22 protein-coding genes are annotated in these 17,346 nt (G+C 71.2%); 8 read left to right on the top strand and 14 right to left on the bottom strand.

Translation table 11 applies throughout. The annotated features are described in order from the left end of the window. Positions 1-9: 9 nt before the first annotated feature. Both SOM08_RS06580 and rsgA read left to right on the top strand, forming a co-directional pair. On the top strand, positions 10-330 hold the full coding sequence (locus SOM08_RS06580) for a 4a-hydroxytetrahydrobiopterin dehydratase (RefSeq protein ID WP_116958102.1): 321 nt from the start codon (positions 10-12) through the stop codon (positions 328-330). Next, positions 330-1,244, top strand: a complete 915-nt coding sequence (rsgA, locus tag SOM08_RS06575; protein WP_322470342.1) for a ribosome small subunit-dependent GTPase A — start codon at positions 330-332, stop codon at positions 1,242-1,244. The genes SOM08_RS06580 and rsgA overlap by 1 nt, the downstream gene beginning before the upstream one ends. A 23-nt stretch (positions 1,245-1,267) precedes the next feature. On the opposite strand, the gene SOM08_RS06570 is transcribed toward rsgA, so the two are convergent. The 6 genes from SOM08_RS06570 to rpsP form a co-directional block, all read right to left on the bottom strand. Beyond that, positions 1,268-2,197, bottom strand: a complete 930-nt coding sequence (locus SOM08_RS06570) for a CobD/CbiB family protein (RefSeq protein WP_116958104.1) — start codon at positions 2,195-2,197, stop codon at positions 1,268-1,270. A gap of 71 nt (positions 2,198-2,268) precedes the next feature. Beyond that, positions 2,269-2,961 carry a CoA pyrophosphatase gene (locus SOM08_RS06565; RefSeq protein ID WP_116958105.1) on the bottom strand — a complete coding sequence of 231 codons (693 nt, stop codon included), beginning with the start codon at positions 2,959-2,961 and terminating at the stop codon, positions 2,269-2,271. A gap of 47 nt (positions 2,962-3,008) precedes the next feature. After that, positions 3,009-3,365 (bottom strand): 50S ribosomal protein L19, encoded by a 357-nt coding sequence (rplS, locus tag SOM08_RS06560; protein WP_009518047.1) that lies wholly within the window; start codon positions 3,363-3,365, stop codon positions 3,009-3,011. Positions 3,366-3,519: 154 nt separating this feature from the next. Further along, on the bottom strand, positions 3,520-4,293 hold the full coding sequence (trmD, locus tag SOM08_RS06555; RefSeq protein WP_116958106.1) for a tRNA (guanosine(37)-N1)-methyltransferase TrmD: 774 nt from the start codon (positions 4,291-4,293) through the stop codon (positions 3,520-3,522). 15 nt (positions 4,294-4,308) lie between these two features. Further along, positions 4,309-4,896 (bottom strand): ribosome maturation factor RimM, encoded by a 588-nt coding sequence (gene rimM / locus SOM08_RS06550; RefSeq protein ID WP_116958107.1) that lies wholly within the window; start codon positions 4,894-4,896, stop codon positions 4,309-4,311. Between the two features lie 7 nt (positions 4,897-4,903). Next, a complete protein-coding gene (gene rpsP / locus SOM08_RS06545; protein WP_070398861.1) occupies positions 4,904-5,161 on the bottom strand; it encodes a 30S ribosomal protein S16 in 258 nt (85 codons plus the stop codon). Between the two features lie 194 nt (positions 5,162-5,355). Here rpsP and SOM08_RS06540 point away from each other — a divergent pair, with 194 nt between their 5' ends. Both SOM08_RS06540 and SOM08_RS06535 read left to right on the top strand, forming a co-directional pair. Next, positions 5,356-5,883 (top strand): GNAT family N-acetyltransferase, encoded by a 528-nt coding sequence (locus SOM08_RS06540; RefSeq protein WP_116958108.1) that lies wholly within the window; start codon positions 5,356-5,358, stop codon positions 5,881-5,883. A 2-nt stretch (positions 5,884-5,885) separates the two neighbouring features. Then, positions 5,886-6,338, top strand: a complete 453-nt coding sequence (locus SOM08_RS06535) for a hypothetical protein (protein WP_322470341.1) — start codon at positions 5,886-5,888, stop codon at positions 6,336-6,338. 10 nt (positions 6,339-6,348) lie between these two features. On the opposite strand, the gene SOM08_RS06530 is transcribed toward SOM08_RS06535, so the two are convergent. The 3 genes from SOM08_RS06530 to SOM08_RS06520 are packed head-to-tail and all read right to left on the bottom strand — an operon-like array spanning position 6,349 to position 8,144. Next, complete coding sequence (locus SOM08_RS06530) at positions 6,349-7,317, bottom strand: AEC family transporter (RefSeq protein ID WP_116958110.1); 969 nt, start codon at positions 7,315-7,317, stop codon at positions 6,349-6,351. 60 nt (positions 7,318-7,377) lie between these two features. Continuing rightward, positions 7,378-7,623, bottom strand: coding sequence for a hypothetical protein (locus SOM08_RS06525; protein WP_116958111.1), 246 nt, complete (start codon positions 7,621-7,623; stop codon positions 7,378-7,380). Beyond that, positions 7,620-8,144 (bottom strand): Fur family transcriptional regulator, encoded by a 525-nt coding sequence (locus SOM08_RS06520; RefSeq protein WP_116958112.1) that lies wholly within the window; start codon positions 8,142-8,144, stop codon positions 7,620-7,622. Before SOM08_RS06520 ends, SOM08_RS06525 begins: the two co-directional genes overlap by 4 nt. 114 nt (positions 8,145-8,258) lie before the next feature. Here SOM08_RS06520 and SOM08_RS06515 point away from each other — a divergent pair, with 114 nt between their 5' ends. The 4 genes from SOM08_RS06515 to SOM08_RS06500 all read left to right on the top strand — a co-directional run bounded on the left by SOM08_RS06515 (position 8,259) and on the right by SOM08_RS06500 (position 11,942). Next, complete coding sequence (locus tag SOM08_RS06515; protein ID WP_116958113.1) at positions 8,259-9,134, top strand: EamA family transporter; 876 nt, start codon at positions 8,259-8,261, stop codon at positions 9,132-9,134. 16 nt (positions 9,135-9,150) lie between these two features. Next, entirely contained in the window at positions 9,151-10,107 is a 957-nt protein-coding gene (locus SOM08_RS06510; protein ID WP_322470340.1) for a diiron oxygenase, read from the top strand. A 190-nt stretch (positions 10,108-10,297) separates the two neighbouring features. Continuing rightward, positions 10,298-10,597 carry a RidA family protein gene (locus SOM08_RS06505; protein ID WP_322470339.1) on the top strand — a complete coding sequence of 100 codons (300 nt, stop codon included), beginning with the start codon at positions 10,298-10,300 and terminating at the stop codon, positions 10,595-10,597. Between the two features lie 22 nt (positions 10,598-10,619). Continuing rightward, positions 10,620-11,942, top strand: coding sequence for a (Fe-S)-binding protein (locus tag SOM08_RS06500; protein WP_322470338.1), 1,323 nt, complete (start codon positions 10,620-10,622; stop codon positions 11,940-11,942). A 29-nt stretch (positions 11,943-11,971) separates the two neighbouring features. On the opposite strand, the gene SOM08_RS06495 is transcribed toward SOM08_RS06500, so the two are convergent. Genes SOM08_RS06495 through SOM08_RS06475 form a run of 5 tightly spaced genes read right to left on the bottom strand, consistent with a single transcriptional unit; the run spans position 11,972 to position 17,343 of the window. Next, positions 11,972-12,754 carry a 3-hydroxybutyrate dehydrogenase gene (locus tag SOM08_RS06495; RefSeq protein ID WP_322470337.1) on the bottom strand — a complete coding sequence of 261 codons (783 nt, stop codon included), beginning with the start codon at positions 12,752-12,754 and terminating at the stop codon, positions 11,972-11,974. Then, positions 12,751-14,940 carry an acetate--CoA ligase family protein gene (locus SOM08_RS06490; RefSeq protein ID WP_322470336.1) on the bottom strand — a complete coding sequence of 730 codons (2,190 nt, stop codon included), beginning with the start codon at positions 14,938-14,940 and terminating at the stop codon, positions 12,751-12,753. The genes SOM08_RS06495 and SOM08_RS06490 overlap by 4 nt, the downstream gene beginning before the upstream one ends. A gap of 13 nt (positions 14,941-14,953) precedes the next feature. Next, the gene (locus SOM08_RS06485) at positions 14,954-15,973 is read right to left on the bottom strand and encodes a 3-hydroxyacyl-CoA dehydrogenase family protein (RefSeq protein ID WP_322470335.1); all 1,020 of its coding nucleotides are present in this window, start codon (positions 15,971-15,973) and stop codon (positions 14,954-14,956) included. Between the two features lies 1 nt (position 15,974). Continuing rightward, entirely contained in the window at positions 15,975-16,370 is a 396-nt protein-coding gene (locus SOM08_RS06480) for a RidA family protein (protein ID WP_322470334.1), read from the bottom strand. A gap of 10 nt (positions 16,371-16,380) precedes the next feature. Then, on the bottom strand, positions 16,381-17,343 hold the full coding sequence (locus SOM08_RS06475) for a tripartite tricarboxylate transporter substrate binding protein (RefSeq protein ID WP_070398873.1): 963 nt from the start codon (positions 17,341-17,343) through the stop codon (positions 16,381-16,383). Positions 17,344-17,346: the final 3 nt, after the last annotated feature.

Genomic DNA, 17,346 nt, shown 5'->3' with positions numbered 1-17,346 from the left:
CGCCCGACCATGCACCCCATCCACCAGAACCGCCGCGCGCTCAACGCCACCGAGATCGTCACCCAGCTCAGCCAGCTCAACGGCAGCGAGGCCGACGGCTGGAAGCTGATCGACGGCGCCATCGAGCGCACCTTCCGCTTCGCCAACTACCACGAGACCATGGCCTTCGTGAACGCCATGGCCTGGATCGCCCACCGCGAGGACCACCACCCCGACGCGGCCTTCGGCTACAACCGCTGCACCCTGCGCTTCAACACGCACGACGTGAACGGCATCTCGGTCAGCGACTTCCACTGCGCGGCGGCGGTCAACGCCTTGCTCGCGTCCTGATGGGCGGCACGCGCCTGGCCCGTGTGGTGGCGGCCCATGGCCGCCATTGCCTGGTCGAGGACGAGCGCGGCCAGCGCACCCTGTGCCACCCGCGCGGCAAGAAAAGCGCCGTGGTCGTGGGCGACATCGTGGCCTGGCAACCCAGTGGCGACGAGGGCAGCATCGAACGCATCGAGACCCGGCGCAACCTCTTCTACCGCCAGGACGAGATGCGCACCAAAGCCTTCGCGGCCAACCTCGACCAGGTGCTGATCCTGCTCGCCGCGGAGCCCGTGTTCTCCGAGGCCCAGCTCACGCGCGCCCTGCTCGCGGCCGAGGCCGAGGGCATCAGCGCCTGCATCGTGCTCAACAAACAAGACCTGGGCGGGCCCTTCGATCAGGCCTGGGCGCGGCTCGAACCCTACCGGCGCATGGGCACGCCCGTGCTGCCGCTGGGCCTTCACGACGGCCACGGGCTGGACGCCCTGCGCCAGCGCCTGACCGGCCGCCACACACTGGTGCTGGGCCCTTCCGGCGTGGGCAAGAGCACGCTGGTCAACCGGCTGGTGCCCGAGGCCGGCGCGCAGACCGGCGAGATCTCGCGCGCCCTCAACACCGGGCGCCACACCACGACCGCCACCACCTGGTACTGGCTGGAGCCGGCGCGCGAAAGCGCGCTCATCGACTCGCCCGGCTTCCAGGAGTTTGGCCTGCACCACCTCGAGGCCGAACGGCTCGCGCAGCTCATGCCCGACCTGCGCGCCGCGCTGGGCGATTGCCGCTTCTACAACTGCACGCACCGGCACGAGCCGGGCTGTGGCGTGCGCGCCCATGTGGGCGCCGATCCATCGGTGGACCCGCTGGCCATCGACCAGAACCGCTACCGGCTCTACGACGAACTGTTCGATGAACTGAGCAACAAGCGGACGTATTGACCGGTCCGCCCCTGCCGCGCGGCCTACACCCGCGCCAGCGTGAGCAGCGCCAGCAGCAGCATCCACAGCACCACCGCGCGCCACACCAGGCCCACCACGCTGCCCAGGTGGGCGAGCTGGGGCTCGGGACGCGCGCCGGGGTCGGTCTCGTCCGGGGGCGGGGCCGCCGGGTCCTGCGGCGTCAGGCGCACGTTGATGGCGCCCGAGGTGGCCGCCAGCACCACGCCGTCGCTGCCCGGCGCGAAGCGCTCGGCATCGGCGCGCCAGCTGGCCACGGCCTCCTCGAAATTGCCCACCACCGCGAAGCCCAGGGCTGTGACGCGCGCCGGCACGTGGTCGATCCAGCGCCAGGCCGTGGCCGCGGCGCGGCGCAGCGACTCGCTGGGCGTGCCGTCGGGGCGCTCGCGCCAGTTGCGCGACAGGTACTCGGCCAGCCGGTAGAACACCGCCCCCGCCGGCCCCAGGCCGATCACCCAGAACACCAGAAAGCACACGAACACGCCGAACACGTGGCGGTGCGCGGCCAGCACGGAGTGCTCGATCACCTGGCGCAGCAGCTCGGTGCGCGGCAGGGCGCTGGCGTCCACGCGCAGCCAGCGCGCCAGCTGCTCGCGCGCGCCGCGCTCATCGCCGTCCTCCAGGCTGCGGCGGATTTCGCTGAAGTGGTGGCTGAACTGGCGAAAGCCCAGGGTCACGTAGAGCACTGCCACCGTCCAGACCAGGGCCAGCACGCCGCTCAGTTCCCACAGGGCGTGGTAGATCAGCGCCGCCAGCGCCGCCGGCACGCCCACGGCCAGCAGCCAGGCCAGCCACCCATGCGACGACTGGCCCGCATCGAGGTTGCGGCGCACGCCACGGCCCCAGGCGCGCAGACCGGCGTGCACGGGGTTGTCGAACGACAGGGGACGGGCCTGCTCGATGAGCAGCGCCAGCAGAATGGCCAGAAAACCCATGGGGCCGATGATAGTGGGCGCACGCGCCCCTTCGCTCAACGGACGCGACCGGGCCGCGCGCCAGGCCCCGGTCAGGCCGTGAGCAGGCGGTACAGGTTGCGCAGCATGCCCGCCGTGGCGCCCCAGATGAAGCGCTCGCGCTGGCCATCGTGCCAGGGCATGGAGTACCACTCGCGCGCGTTGCCGTCGAAGTTCATGAGGTGGCGGCGGTGGTGGCGCGGGTCCATCAGGAAGCGCAGCGGCACCTCGAAGACGTCGTCCACCTCGTGCGGGTTGGGCCTGAGCGTGAAGTCGGGCCGCACCAGCGCCACCACCGGCGTCACGTGGAAGGCGGTGCCGGTGATGTAGACCGGCAACGTGCCCAGCACCTCCACGTTCTGCGGCGGCAGGCCGACCTCCTCGTCGGCCTCTCGCAGGGCGGCGGCGATGGCGTCGGCGTCCTGCGGATCGACCTTGCCACCCGGGAAAGCGATCTGGCCCGAGTGCGTGGACAGGGTGGCGGTGCGCTGCGTGAGCAGCAGGCTGAGTTCGTCGCGCACCACCAGGGGCAGCAGCACGGCCGCGTCGGCCGGCTCGCGCTCGGCGAAGCGGCGCTCGCGCCGCAGCTCGGGCGTCCAGACCGGCGGCGCCTGGAACAGCGCGCGCAGGCCGTCGGGCGTCAGGCGGTACGGGGACGGCGGCGGCAGACCTTCGCTCGCCCCCGTGGCCACCACGGGCACGGTGCGGGGATCGAAGGGCGGGATGCGGACGACGGGTTCGGTCATGGACACAAAAAAGCCGCTCCAGGGAGCGGCTTTTGCGCGGGGCCGGATCAGGCGCCCAGCTTTTCCTTGATGCGGGCCGACTTGCCGCTGCGCTCGCGCAGGTAGTACAGCTTGGCGCGGCGCACGTCGCCGCGGCGCTTGACCTCGATCTTGGCGATCAGCGGGCTGTACAGCGGGAAGGTCCGCTCCACGCCTTCGCCGCTGGAGATCTTGCGCACGATGAAGCTGGAGTTGAGGCCCCGGTTGCGGCGGGCGATCACGACGCCTTCGTAGGCCTGCACGCGCTTGCGGGTGCCTTCGATGACGTTGACGCTGACGATCACGGTGTCGCCGGGGGCGAAGGGCGGGATGGTCTTGCCGAGGCGGGCAATCTCTTCCTGCTCGAGGGTCTGGATGAGGTTCATGTTTCCTGTTCCACGATCGTGGCCGCGCTGCACTGAAGGCCGCGAATCCGTGGGTCAGGATTGACTGAGGAAACGGTCGCGACGGCCGGCCAGAGGATCGAAAAGCCCGCCATTATAGCCAGACCCGCCGGAGCGGGGGATCCGGCCCACCGGCTCAGCCCAGGCCGCGCAGAAAGCGCTCGTCGTCCGGCCCCAGTCGGCCCTCGGCCCGGGCCCTGGCGATCAGGTCCGGCCGCTGGCGCGCGGTCAGCGCCAGCCGCTGCTCGCGGCGGTAGCGCTCGATCTGCCCGTGGTGCCCGCCCAGCAGCACCGGGGGCACGCCCAGGGGTCCGTGCGGGCCCTGCCAGACCTCGGGACGGGTGTGGTGCGGGCTGTCGAGCAGGCCGTCCAGCGCGGGATTGAAGCTGTCCTGCTGGTGGCTGCCCTCGTCGCCCAGCACGCCGGGCTGCAGGCGCGCCACGGCGTCCAGCAGCGCCATGGCGGGGATTTCGCCGCCCGAGAGCACGAAGTCACCCAGGCTGAGCTGCCGGTCGACACAGGCGTCGATGAAGCGCTGGTCGATGCCTTCGTAGCGGCCGCAGACCAACACCGCGCCCCCCGGTCCGGCGGCCCAGGCCTCGACGCCCGCGTGGTCCAGCCGCTCGCCCACCGGCGAGAACAGCACCACGGGCGCGCGCTGGCCCTCGGCTTCGGCGCGCTCGGCGCGGATGGCCTGCAGGCAGCGCCACAGCGGCTCGGCCATCATGACCATGCCAGGACCGCCACCGAAGGGGCGATCGTCCACCCGCCGGTAGTTGCCCTCGGCGAAATCGCGCGGGTTCCACAGGTGCACATCCACCTGCCCACTCTCGAAAGCCCGGCGGTTGATGCCGTGCGCGAGAAAAGGCCCGAACAGCTCGGGGAACAGGGTGATGACGTCGAAGCGCATGGGCGCCTGCCCCGCTCAGTAGTCTTTTTGCCAGTCGGCGGTGATGCGCCGGGTGGCGCGGTCCACGTCGTCGATGTACGCGGCCACGAAGGGGATCATCCGCTCGGCGGCGCGCTCCTCGCCGTCCACCGTCTCGAGGTACTCGAGCACGAGCACCGAGGTCGGTCCCGTGCTCATGAGGTCACGTACCACGCCCAGGTCCTCGCCCTCGCGGTTGACCACCCGGAGGCCGATCAGGTCGACCCAGTAGTACTCGCCCTCTTCAGGCTCGGGAAAGGCGCTGCGCGGCAGACTGATGCGGCAGCCCTTGAGCGACTCCGCCAGAGTGCGGTCGTCGACGCCCTCGAAGCGGGCCACCAGGCCGTCGGCGTGGACCTTGAGTTCGGTCACCCGCACGGCCACGCAGCCCTTGAAAGCAGAAAAGCCGCGCGCGAAGCGGGCTTCGGGCGGCTGGAGGTACCAGTCCTGGCTGGCGAACAGCGCGTCGGTGTCGGCGCTGTGGGGCTGGATGCGGACCCAGCCCTTGATGCCCCAGGCATCCTGGACGCGGCCCAGTTCAACGGCATCGGCCGGCAGGACCGACGCGACCAGGGCCGCGGACATGGCGCGGTCAGGCGGCCGGCGCAGCGGCCTTGGCTTCCTTGACCAGGCGCGCGACGGTGTCGGACGGGGTGGCGCCGACGCCGAGCCAGTAATTCAGGCGGTCCGTGGCGATGCGCAGCTTTTCTTCGCCGCCCTTGGCGTTGGGGTTGTAGAAACCCAGGCGCTCGATGAAGTTGCCGTCGCGGCGCGCGCGCTTGTCGGCGGCGACGATGGTGTAGAACGGACGGGCCTTGGCACCGCCGCGGGAGAGTCGAATGACGACCATGATTTATCCTTCGGGTGGTTGGGCACCGACCGGGCCTTCCGGGGTGCCGCCGGATCTTTCGATCCGCTGCTTCACAGCAATTTCCGCGGTGCCTGAGACACACGACTGACCACCCGGCCAGCGAAACACCGCAAAGCCGGCGATTATAGCCCGCCGCCGATCCCGCCACGCCCCTCTTCTTCCGGCCACCCGCCATGCCCCTGATCCGCCCCAGCACCGACGACGACCTCGCCGCCATCACCCGCATCTACGAACACCACGTGCTGCATGGCACGGGCACCTTCGAAACCACGCCTCCCACCGTGGCCGAGATGGCCCAGCGCCGCGCCGACGTGCTGGGCAAGGGCCTGCCCTGGCTGGTGATCGAAGAGCAGGGCCAGGTGCTGGGCTACGCCTATGGCAACTGGTTCAAGCCGCGCCCGGCCTACCGCTTCTCGGTCGAGGACTCGATCTACCTCGCCCCCGAGGCCGCCGGCCGGGGCCTGGGCCGCCTGCTGCTGGCCGAACTGCTGGCCGTGCTGCAGCGCGCCGGCATCCGCAAGGTGATGGCCGTGATCGGCGATTCGGGCAACGCCGGCTCCGTCGGCGTTCACCGCACGCTCGGCTTCACGCCCGTGGGCACGGTGCAGGCCTGCGGCTGGAAGTTCGGCCGCTGGCTGGACATCGTGATCATGGAAAAGCCGCTGGGCGAGGCGCACCACACCCCGCCGCTGGAGGGCTGAACGTGACGGCACGCAAGAACAAGACACTGGCCGTCTGGCTGGCGCTCATCGGCGGCGCCTTGGGCCTGCACCGGTTCTACCTGCGCGGCCTGGGCGACTGGGTGGGCTGGCTGCACCCCCTGCCCACGGCCCTGGGCTGGTACGGCGTGCAGCGCGTGCTGGCCTTCGGTCAGGACGACAAGCTCTCCTGGGTGCTGATCCCCATGCTGGGCCTGAGCATCGCCGCCGCCTGCCTCACGGGCATCGTCTACGCCCTGGCCGACGCCGAGAAGTGGGACCGCTGGTTCAACCCCGCCGCGCCCGGCGGCACGGCCAGCCAGACCAACTGGCTCACCGTCATCGCCCTGGTGCTCGCGCTGCTCATGGGCACCATCGCCTTCATGGGCAGCCTGGCCTTCGGCATCCAGCGCTACTTCGAATACCAGGTGGAAGAAGCGCGCAAGATCAGCCAGTGAGGCCGGTGGCTCAGCCCGCGAGCGGATTGAGCCAGGCCATCGCCGTCATCACCACGCTCAGGGTGAACAGCGCGAGCACGGTGGACAGGCCCATGCTCGCGGTGGTGAGCGCCTGTGCGGTGTCGTAGCGCTGCGCGAACAGAAAGACGTTGGCGCCCACCGGCAGGGCGGCGGCCACCACCATCACCGTCAGCGGCAGGCCGGTGATGCCCAGCCCCCAGGCCGACAAACCGACCAGCAGCGGCAGCAACAGGTTCTTCACCAGCGACACGCCCAGCGCGGGCCGCCAGTGCCCGGCCAGCGGCGTGCGCGCCAGGCTCACGCCCACCAGCACCAGCGCGATCGGGCCGAAGGCGCTGCCCAGCAACTGCAGCGGCTTGTCCACCACCACGGGCAGGGCCCAGCCGGTCTGCGCGTACAGCAGGCCGCACAGGATGGGCAGCGGGATCGGGTGGATCACCGTGCCTTTGATGACCGAGCCCAGCGTGGCCCACAGCGGCGGCGTGGTCTCGCCGCGCTCGCGCGCCTCGCGCGCGACCACCAGCTCCAGCACCACCGAGCCCACGCTGAGCAGGATGAAGGCATGCACCGACACCAGGGTCAGCATGGTCACCAGCGCCGGCTTGCCGTAGGCCAGCTCGGCCAGGGTGATGCCGATCATCACCATGTTGGAGAACACCCCCGCCATGGCCACCACGACGCTTTCGCGGCTGAAGCCGCGCCAGGCGACGACGGTGAAGAAGACCAGCAGCACCACCGGGAAGTAGGCCAGCACGGGCCGCAGGTCCAGCTCCTCCAGGTGCACCGAGGCCATGGTGCGAAACAGCAGCGCGGGAATGAGGATCAGGAACACGAGGTTGGACAGGTCCTTGACCGCCGTGTCGCGGATCCAGCCGCGCCGACCCGCCAGGTAACCCAGCGCGATGAGCAGGAAGACGGGCGTGAGAGAGACGAAGAGAGGGTGCTGGGCCAGGTTCACCCGGCGATGGTATCGCCCGCCCCCGCCGACACCGGGTGCGGGCGGACCGGGCGCGGTGCGTCAATGCGCGTGGCGCAGGCCGCAGTACTTGCCCAGGGCCAAGCCCTTGCAGGCCTCGGCAAGCGCCGCCTGGCAGGCCTTCTCGCCCTTGCCCGCCTCCAGGCATTTGGCCGCGCCTTCGTGCGCGGCCGCCATGGCGCGGTGGCGCTGGATGTCCTCCTGGATTTCCTTTTGCGAGTGCTGCGCGAGGGCCGCGCCGGCGGACAGCAAGGCAGCGAATGCGGCGGGGATGGCAAGGGCTTTCATGGTTCGGCTCCGGGTTGGGAAAGGGTGTCGGGGTTGGCGCAGCGCGCGCACAGGCCCAGCAGGGCCAGCTCCGCGCGCTCGACCACCTCGCCCTGGCGCGCCAGCGCGCGCTGCAAGCCGCGCAGCCAGGCCTGGGCGGCGGGTGTGTCGTTCAGCGTGCGGTCCTGGCCGCAGCGCCGGCATTCGAAGCGCGGCCGCAGCGCCGGCGCGCCGCGCGGGGTGACTGGCGCGGCCGGGTCCTGCAGGCGGTAGCGCCAGGTGCCCCGGTCGTCGCTGTGGCGCGCCAGCACGGCGCAGGCGGCCAGGCGGTCGAGCAGGCGGTAGAGCGTCACGCGGTTGGGCTCATGGCCGCGCTGGCGCAGGGCCTGCAGCACCTGCGCGTGCGTGAGCCCCTGGCCGGGGCGCACCAGGAACACGCCCAGGGCCGCGCGCGTGGCCAGGGTGCGGCGCAGGCCGGCGGCGTCCAGGCGCGCCTGCAAGGCGGCAGGCACGGCATCGGTGTCGGCGGGGAAGCGGGCCATGGCGTCGAAATTATCGCAACAAAGTTGCAAATAATAACCCCATGCACGACCCCGGCCGGTCCGCCGCGCGGCGCCTGACTACACTGCCCGCTCCCTCCCCCACCCGCACCGACCTTGCCCACCCCGCACCTGCTGCTTGCCCTGGCCGTCGTGGCGGTCTGGGGCACGAACTTCGTCGTCATCCGCTGGGGGCTGGACGGGCTGCCACCCTTCCTGTTCGCCACCCTGCGCTTCACCTTCTCTGCCCTGCCCTGGTTGTTGTTCGTGCCGCGTCCCAAAGCCTCCTGGCGCTCCATGGCCGCCGTCGGCGTGCTGCTGGGTCCGGGGCAGTTCGGGCTGCTGTTTTTCGCCATCAAGGGCCACATCTCGCCCGGCCTGGCTTCCCTGGTGGTGCAGGTGCAGGTGTTCTTCACCATTGGCCTGTCGCTGTGGCTCATGCGCGAGCGCGTGCGGGGCTACCAGGTCGCGGGCCTGCTGCTGGCGATCGCCGGCCTGGGCGTGATCGCCGCTCACCTGGACGCCAGCGTCACCCTGCTCGGGCTGGGCATCATCCTCGCCGCCGCGTTCTTCTGGGCGGCGTCCAACCTGGTGGTCAAGTCGCTGGGTGGGGTGAACATGCTGCACTTCATGGTCTGGAGCAGTGTGTTCGCGGTGCCGCCACTGCTGGCGATATCGCTGGTGGTGGAAGGACCGGCGCTGATCGCGCAGTCGCTGCGCTCGGCCGGCGCGGTGGTGTGGGCCAGCGTGCTGTGGCAGGCGCTGGGCAACACCCTGTTCGGCTACGGCGTCTGGAACTGGCTGCTGGGGCGCCACCCGGCCGCCACCGTCACGCCGCTGGCGCTGCTGGTGCCGGTGTTCGGCATGAGCGCCTCGGCCCTGTCGCTGGGGGAGTCGCTGCCCGGTTGGAAGCTCGGCGCGGCCGCCCTGGTGCTGCTGGGCCTGGCGGTGATCGTCTGCTGGCCGGTGCTGCAGCGCCGGCTGGCCGCCTGACCCCGGGGCCCGCGTCATGCGCCCGGCCGACGACGCCCCGTTCAAGGACTGGATCGCCACCTCGGCCGTGCGCGCCAAGCCGCCGCTGACCGACTTCGCGCTCGGCCGGGGCGATGACCTGGCCAGCGTTCGCTGGTTCGTCTTCGGCGCCCAGGACGAACTGCTGTCCCACCCGGCCCTGCGCCCGCTCGGCCTGGCCGAGCGCAACCGCCTCGCCGCCGCGCGGCTGGTGCAGTTCCTGGACGACATGACGCTCACCGAGCACCGCATCGTCAACACCGCCGCGCAGGCCATCGCGCAGAACCGCCTGAAGGACTTCCTGCCCGAGCCCATGGCGCTGGACGCGCTCAAGCTCTACACCGACGAGGGCTACCACGCCTTCTTCACCGCGCACGCGAGCCGCGCGGTGCGCCAGTGCTTCTCGCTGGCGGCGCGCGACGAACCAAGCCTGAAGATCGCGGCGCTGGAAGCCTGGGTGGCCGAGGCCCCGCCGGCGCAGCGCGACCTGGCCTGGTTCATGGTCGGCTTCGTCGGCGAGACCATGATCACCAAGGCCATCGTCGACGCCATGCGCGGCACCGCGCACTCGGGCCTGCAGCGCCTGCTGCTGGCCCACCTGGAAGACGAGTGGGTGCACGCGCGCTATTTCGCGCAGGCCTTCGCGCTGGTGTGGAAGGGCCTGGACGCCTCGGCGCGCGCGCACTGGGGCGGCCAGCTGCCGCGGGTCATGGCGGCCTTCCACGCGCGCGATCCCCGCCTTCACGGGGAATGGCTGGAACAGGCCGGGCTGGACGCCGCCGCGCGCGAACGCGTGCTCGACCGGCTGTGCGGCGGTGAGGGCCTGACCACCCGCACGCGCCGCCTGTGCGCCAACACCCTGCAGGTCCTCGAACGCTGCGGCGCGTTCAAGCACAAGGCCGTGCGCGAGCGCTTCGTCGAGGCCGGCCTGATCGACCCCGACCACCGCCGCTGAGGCGCGGCGCGCCGCGCACCGTTCCGTCAATCGAAAGCATCGAGAGCCGCCCGCAATTGAAGCGGGGGTGCCGCGTGCGTAACCTCGTCGCACCCACTCGCGGCGGGCCCGCCGCCGCTCAAGGACCCCGATGCCCGACACCCCCCGATTCCTTCCCGTTCACAGCGTTGACATCGCTGGCGCCCGCCTGATGTTTGTCTCCGGTGCCACCGCGGGCACCGCCGCGCCTTACGACACCGCGCAGCAGACACGCATCGTGTTCGACAAGATCCTGGCCCGGCTGGCCGAGCATGGCGCCACGCGCGACGACATCCGCAAGCTCACGGTGTTCCTCACCGACATCCGCGAATACGCGCTGTTCAGCGAGGTGCGCAACCAGCTGTTCGCCGACTCTCCCGCCCCACCGGCCAGCTCGGCGGTGGAGGCGCGCCTGGGCTCGGCCTCGGTGCGCGTGGAGATCGAAGCCATTGCGGTGCGCGTCGGCGGCTGAAGCGATCCTCGAGGAGTCCCCCATGAACACCCCCACCCCCGCCCAAGCCGGCTTCAGCGACTACATCGACCAGGCCTGGGCCGACATGCTGTCCGCCTGCACGCGCTGCGGCGCCTGCGTCGAGGTCTGCCCGGTGCGGCCGTTCGCGCCCGGCCTGGCCGAGGCCGACCCCGGCCAGGTCGTCTCCGGCGTGCTCGACTTCATGCGCGACTCGGTGCCGCTCCCGCCGGCCTCCGCCACCTGGGTGCGCCAATGCAATGGCTGCGGCGACTGCATCCCCGCCTGCCCCGAGGGCATCAACCCACGCCGCCTGGTGATGATGAGTTGCTCCAAGGTGTCCCAAGTGGACAACCCGACGCCACACGTGTTCCGCAAGATGGCGCGGGCCATCCGCATCATGGTCTCCATGCAGCTGCTGCCGGCCGAGGTGGCGCGGCTGCTCAGGCCGCCGCAGGCCCGGCCGGTGGATGTCGTCTTCTACACCGGCTGCAATCCGATCCGCACGCCGCACGTGCTGTTCAACGTGATGACCATCCTGGACCGCCTGGACGTCGAGTACGAAGTGATGGGCGGCCCTTCGGCCTGCTGCGGCATCGTCTACAGCAAGTGGGAGGGCGATCTCAAGAAGGGCGGGCGCGTGTCCGAGCAGACGCTGCAGCGCTTCGGCGAATTCACGCCGCAGAAGGTGCTGAGCTGGTGCCCCTCGTGCCAGATCCACCTGGGGGAAACGATCAAGGGCTACCGCGAAGTCGCCTTCGATTTCGACCACATCACCCAATTCCTGCTCGAGCACGAAGCCGAACTGATCGGGCGCTTCACAACGCCAGTGAACGAGCGCGTGGTGGTGCACACCCACCGCGGCCTGCCCGAGGTGGGCCAGGCGGTGCTGCGCCTGCTGCGCGCCATCCCTGGCCTGACGGTGGTGGCCGAGGCCGAGGAGCCCGGCTACATGTGCGGCGCCTCGGGCTCCGACCGCTCGCCCGAGCTCAAGGCCCACGTGCGCCAGGACACGCTGGCGCTGTGCCGGCAGAACAACGTGGACGCGCTGGTGTCGCTGTTCCATGGCTGCCACCTGCAGTTGTCCAAGGAAGGCCACACGCACGGCTTTCGCGTGACCAACTTCACCGAGCTGCTGGTAAGGGCCTTGGGCGAGCAGCCCTGCCCGGACACGGTGGAGCCCTACCGCCTCATCAAGGACTGGCGCGCGATGGTGGACGAGGCCGCGCCGCTGCTCAAGGCCAACGGCATCCAGATGGACCCGGACGAATTGGCGGCGGTGCTGCCCGAGGTCTTCACCTCGGCCGAATTCCGCGGCGGGCTGTGCAGCTTCGCACCCAACGAATGACGGACAGGGCCTGAGCGCACACCGGGCGCTCAGGCCGCGGCGTAGCCGCCGTCCAGGTTCCAGGCCGCGCCTCGCGTTTGCGCCGCCTCATCCGACACGAAGTAGGCCGCCAGCGCGGCCACCTGCTCCAGCGTCACGAAATCCTGCGAGGGCTGCTTCACCAGCAGCTGGCGCACGACGTCCTCGCGGCTGCCGCCCTCGGCCGCGTGGCGCGCCTGCAGCTGCCGCTCGACCAGGGACGTGAGCACCCAGCCCGGGCAGATGGCATTGCAGGTAATCGCCTCGGTGGCGGTCTCCAGCGCGGTGACCTTGGTCAGGCCCACCAGGCCGTGCTTGGCGGCCACGTAGGCCGCTTTCATGGGCGCGGCCACCAGGCCGCTGACCGAGGCGATGTTGACGATGCGGCCCCAGCCCCGCGCGCGCATCAAGGGCAACGCCAGGCGCGTGGTGTGAAACGCCGCGCTCAGGTTGACGGCAAGGATGGCGTCCCAGCGCTCGGGCGGAAATTGATCGATCGGCGCCACGTGCTGGATGCCGGCGTTATTGACCAACACGTCCAGGCGGCCATGGTCCTGTGCCACGGCGGCCATCAGCCGCTCGATCTGCGCCGGCTGCAGCAGGTCGGCCTCGAAGTGGCGGGCCTGCGGCGCGCCCAGCTTCCTCAGCGCCTCCTCGATCGCGGCCACGCCCTCGGGCGGGGCGAAGCCATGCAAGGCAATGCGGAAACCCTCGCGCGCCAGGCGCCGGGCGATGGCCAGGCCAATGCCGCTGGTGGACCCGGTCACCAGCGCCACGCGCTCGCCGGCGCTCATTCGGCCAGCTCCACCGGCGGCTCGACGTGACACACATCGGGTACCGCCCGCAGCCGCACCAGCCCATCCACCGCCACCGCGCCGTCGCCGCGCGCGATCAGCGGGTTGATCTCCAGTTCGTCGATGTGCTCGCGCAAGGCCCAGGCCGCGTCGGACACCGCCTCGACGGCCCGCGCCAGCGCGGCCAGGTCCACCGCGGCGCTGCCGCGCGCGCCTCGCAGCAGCGGCCAGGCGCGCAGGCGCTGCAAAAGCGCGAGCACCAGTTCGCGGCCCACCGGCAGGGGCGCGTGCACCACGTCGCCCAGGACCTCGGTCCAGAGACCGCCCAGGCCCAGGCTCATCACCAGCCCAAACACCGGGTCGCGCGCTACGCCCACCAGCAGCTCCACGCCGGGCGCGGCCTGCGCCTGCACCAGCGCGCCTTCCACGCGGGCCCGCGGCGCGCGCTGCGCCACCGCTTGCTGCACACCTTCATAGGCTTCGCGCACGGCCGCCTCGTCGCGCAAGTGCAAGCGCACCCCCCCCACGTCGGACTTGTGCGCGAGGTCAGCGCTCAAGACCTTGAGCGCCACGGGGTAGCCGATGGCGCGCGCCGCCAGCACCGCGGCGTCGGCGTCCCGCACCGCGCGTTCGGCCACCGTGGGCACGCCCAGGGCCGCGAGCAGGCGCTTCGAATGGTGCTCGTCGAGCAGCGTTCGGCCTTGTTCGCACGCCTCGCGCAGGAGGCCAAAGGCGGTCGCGCCGAGGCCCGGCCCGGCCGCCGAGACCCGCACCGTGGGCATCGACGCGTAGCGGCGCCGGTTCTCGTGCCAATGGGCGAGGCTAGCCAGCGCCTGCACGGCCCGCGTGGTGTCGTCGAACACGGGGATGCCAGCGTCTTCGAGCGCGCCGCGGCGCGCCACCTGGCCGGTGGAGATCACCGCCACCAGCCGCCCCGCGCAGCGCGACACCTCGGCGATGCCTTCGGCCATGCGGTCGATCAGGAAACCCGGCGCGTACAGCACGGCGAAGTCCGCCTCGCCCGAGTCGAAGATGTGCTGCAGCGCCTCGGCGCTGAACTGGTGGCGGTTGACGATGTTGCCGGTGAAGTCCACCGGGTTGCGCACCATACCGAAGCGCGGAATGCCCGCGTGCAACGCATCGCGCAGCGAAGCGGAGAACTCCGGCAGTTCCACGCCGGCCTGGGTGAAGGCGTCGGCCAGCAGCGCACCGATGGCGCCCGAGATGGTGAGAACCGCCACGCGCCGGCCGCTCGCGCGCTGCCGGAAACGGGCCAGGTAGGCGATGTCGGCCGCGTGCAGGATGTCGCGCGCCGGCACCACGCACAGGCGCTCGAAGACGGCGCGGTAGACGGCGCCGCTGCCGGCCAGGGCGGCGGTGTGCGAGGCCGCGGCCTGTGCACCCTTGTCGGTCTCGCCCGCCTTGAGCAGGGCCAGCAGGCGGCCCTCGTCACGCAGCCGCGCGGCCACGCGCTCGAAACGCGGGCCATCACGCAAGCCCTCGATGTAGCCGACGATGGCCTCGGTGCCTGGGCGGTCGGCGAGGTACTCCAGGTACTCGGCGAACTCCACGCAGGCCTCGTTGCCGGTGTTGATCACCACGCCGAAGCGCACGCCGAGCTGGCGCCCCGCCGCGTAGATGGCCGAGCACAGGCTGCCGCTTTGGGTGATGAGGCCGGTGTCCCGCGGCGCGGGCGGTGGCTCGACCGTGCGGAAGATGGCGGTGAAGGTGCTGTAGGCGTGGCTGTCCAGGTTGCCAAAACCCATGCAATTGGGGCCGGCCACCACGATGCCGAGTTCGCTCGCGGCGTCCACCAGCTCGGCCTGCAGCGCCAGGCCCTCGGCGTCGCCGGCCTCGGCGAAACCAGCAGCGAAGACCACCGCGGCGCGGATGCCGCGCGCGGCCGCCTGCCGCAGCACCGGCACCACCTCGGGAGCGGCCACGGCGATGACGATCAGGTCGGCCGGCTCGGGCGTGGAGGCGATGTCGGGGTAGCAGCGCAGGCCGGCGATCTCGCCGTACTTCGGGTTGATGGGATAGATGGCGCCCCGAAAGCCCCGCTCGGTCAGCAGGGCCACGGGCATGCCACCCAGGCGCGTGAGGTCGGCCGAGGCGCCGTAGACGGCAATCGAACGCGGATCGACCAGGGGTTGCAGGCGCCGGGTGTCGGCAGGAACGGAGGGCATCATTCAGGGGGGTTCAGATGGGGTGCGGATCGCTGACGAGCTCGGCCAGGCCGTGCATCGCCCGCCACAGGCGCAGATCGCGCTCACGCTGCAACTGCAGCGGGGTGCGGCCGGCGTAGTCGTAGAAGCCCTTGCCGCTGGTGACGCCGAGTTCGCCGCGCGCCACCCGCTCCCGCAGCAGCGCGGGCGATCGGTTCACCGGCGCGTCGACGATGTCGGGGTCGCCCAGGTTGCGCAGGCTCAGGTGCAACCCGGTGTAGTCGTAGCGCTGCATGAGACCCAGCACCTGCATGCGCGGCGCCAGGCTGGTGCGCACCGCCACGTCGAGCGCGGCGATGGAGATCACACCGTCCTCGATCATGGCGAAGGCCTCGCGGCCCAGGGCGCGCAGCAAGCGGTTAATGACGAAGCCGGGAACGAACTTGTCGAGCAGCACCGGCGCCTTGCCGAGGGCGCGCAACAGCGCCAGGGTTTCGTCGCGCAGGCTCTCGGGCACGGGCGGCTGGCACACCACCTCCACCAGCGGCAGGATGTGCGGCGGCGCGAACCAGTGCGCCACCAGCAGGCGCGGCGCCAGCGCCGCCGGCGCCAGGCCGAAGACGTCCAGCGTCGAGGTGTTGCTCCACACCACCGCGTGCGGCGGCGCTTCGTCCGCGATGCGCTCGAACACGCCGCGCTTGATCTCGCGGTTCTCGGGCACGGCCTCGATGACCAGGTCGGCCCGGCCCAGGGCCTCGCCCGCCTCCAGGCGCGGGGTGACGCGGGCGATCGCGCGGGTGGCCGATTCGGGCGTGCACAGCCCGGCCTCCTGCTTGAGCAGCAGCGCGTCGGCCAGCGCGGCCATGCCCGCGTCCAGCGCCGGCTGGCTCACCTCGCACAGGTCCACCGGCATGCCGTGTTCGGCGAACACCAGCGCGATGCCCGGGCCCATCACGCCCGCGCCCAGCACCACCACGCGCATCTGCGCGGGCAGCAGGGACCGGCCGGCCAGGCTCAGGCCATCGGTGGCCTTGCCATGCGTTGCACCGTTCATCTCAGTCCAGCACCGCGATGGCCTCGACCTCGAGCAGAAGCTCCGGCCGCGCGAGCGAAGCGACGCCCACCATGGTGCTGGCCGGCAAGCCCTCCGGGTTGAGGAAGGGCGAGCGCGCCTCGCGGATCACGCGCGCCTTGTCGGGATCGAGGTCGCGCACGAACAGCACGGTCTTCACCACGTCGTGCATCGACACGCCCTCGGCCTGCAGCGCGGCCTGCAGGTTGCGGTAGACCTGACGCGTCTGCGCCGCCAGGTCGCCCTCGCCCACGACGCGCCCGCTGGCGTCGTACGAGACCTGCCCCGACACGAAGACGGTGGTGCGGCCCGTGGTGCGCGCCGTGTGGGAAAAGCCGTTCGGCCGGGCCAGGCCCTCGGGTGACTGGAAGCGGTTCATGCCGGCCGCCTCACAGCGAGTTCTTCATGCCCAGGCGCTCGATGGTGCGCGCCTCCTCGGCGTAGGTCTTGGCGGCCCAGGCCGTGTAATCGGCCGAGTTCATGTAGATGACGGGTTGGTCGAAGCGGTCCACGATTTCCATCACCTTGGGATCGTTCAGGCCGGTGCGGAAGGCGTCGTGCAGGACCTTGACCACGGCCGGGTCCATCCCCCGGGGGCCCACGATGCCGAACGGCGAATCGGACGCCGTGTCGTAGCCCAGTTCCTTGAGCGTCGGCACGTTGGGCCAGCGCTTGGTGCGCTGGCTGCCGTAGGTGGCCAGCAAACGCATCTTGCCGCTGTCCACGTGCGGTGCCCAGCCCGTCGTGTCGGTGCCCACCATGATGTGGCCGCCCAGCAGCGCCGGCAGCATGTCCGCGCTGCCCTTGTAGGGCACGTGGGTGAGTTCGATGCCGGCGCGCGAGGCGAACTCGTCCATGGCCAAGTGTGGGCCCGCGCCGATGCCGGTGGAGCCGTAGGTGATCTTGCCCGGGTTGGCCTTGGCGTAGTCCACCAGGTCCTTGACGGTCTTGAACGGCGAGTCCGCGCGCACCACCATGCCGAAGGTATAGCCCGTCAGGTTGATGATGAAGGTGAAGTCCCGGACCGGGTCGAAGGTCTGCGTGCGCTGCATGTGCGGCACGCGGAACATGCCCATCGGGCATTGCGTGAGGGTGTAGCCGTCCGGCCGCGCGGTCCGCATCGTGGGCGCTGTCATGGTGCCGGCGGCGCCCGGCTTGTTCTCGACCACGATGGACTGGCCGAGGGCCCGCCCGGCCGCTTCGGCCAGGGCGCGGAACATCAGATCGGTCGGCCCGGCGGCGGGAAACGGGCAGTACAGCAGCACGGGCCGGGACGGAAAGGCCTGGGCGGCGGCGAGCAGCGGCAGTGCGCCTGCTGCGCCGGTGGCAAGAAGCAATTCACGACGTCGCATGGG

Origin of the sequence: Hydrogenophaga sp. SNF1 (assembly GCF_034421675.1) — a bacterium.
In the GTDB taxonomy this organism is placed as follows: domain Bacteria; phylum Pseudomonadota; class Gammaproteobacteria; order Burkholderiales; family Burkholderiaceae_C; genus Hydrogenophaga; species Hydrogenophaga borbori.
This window is presented reverse-complemented; position numbering and strand designations above follow the sequence as displayed.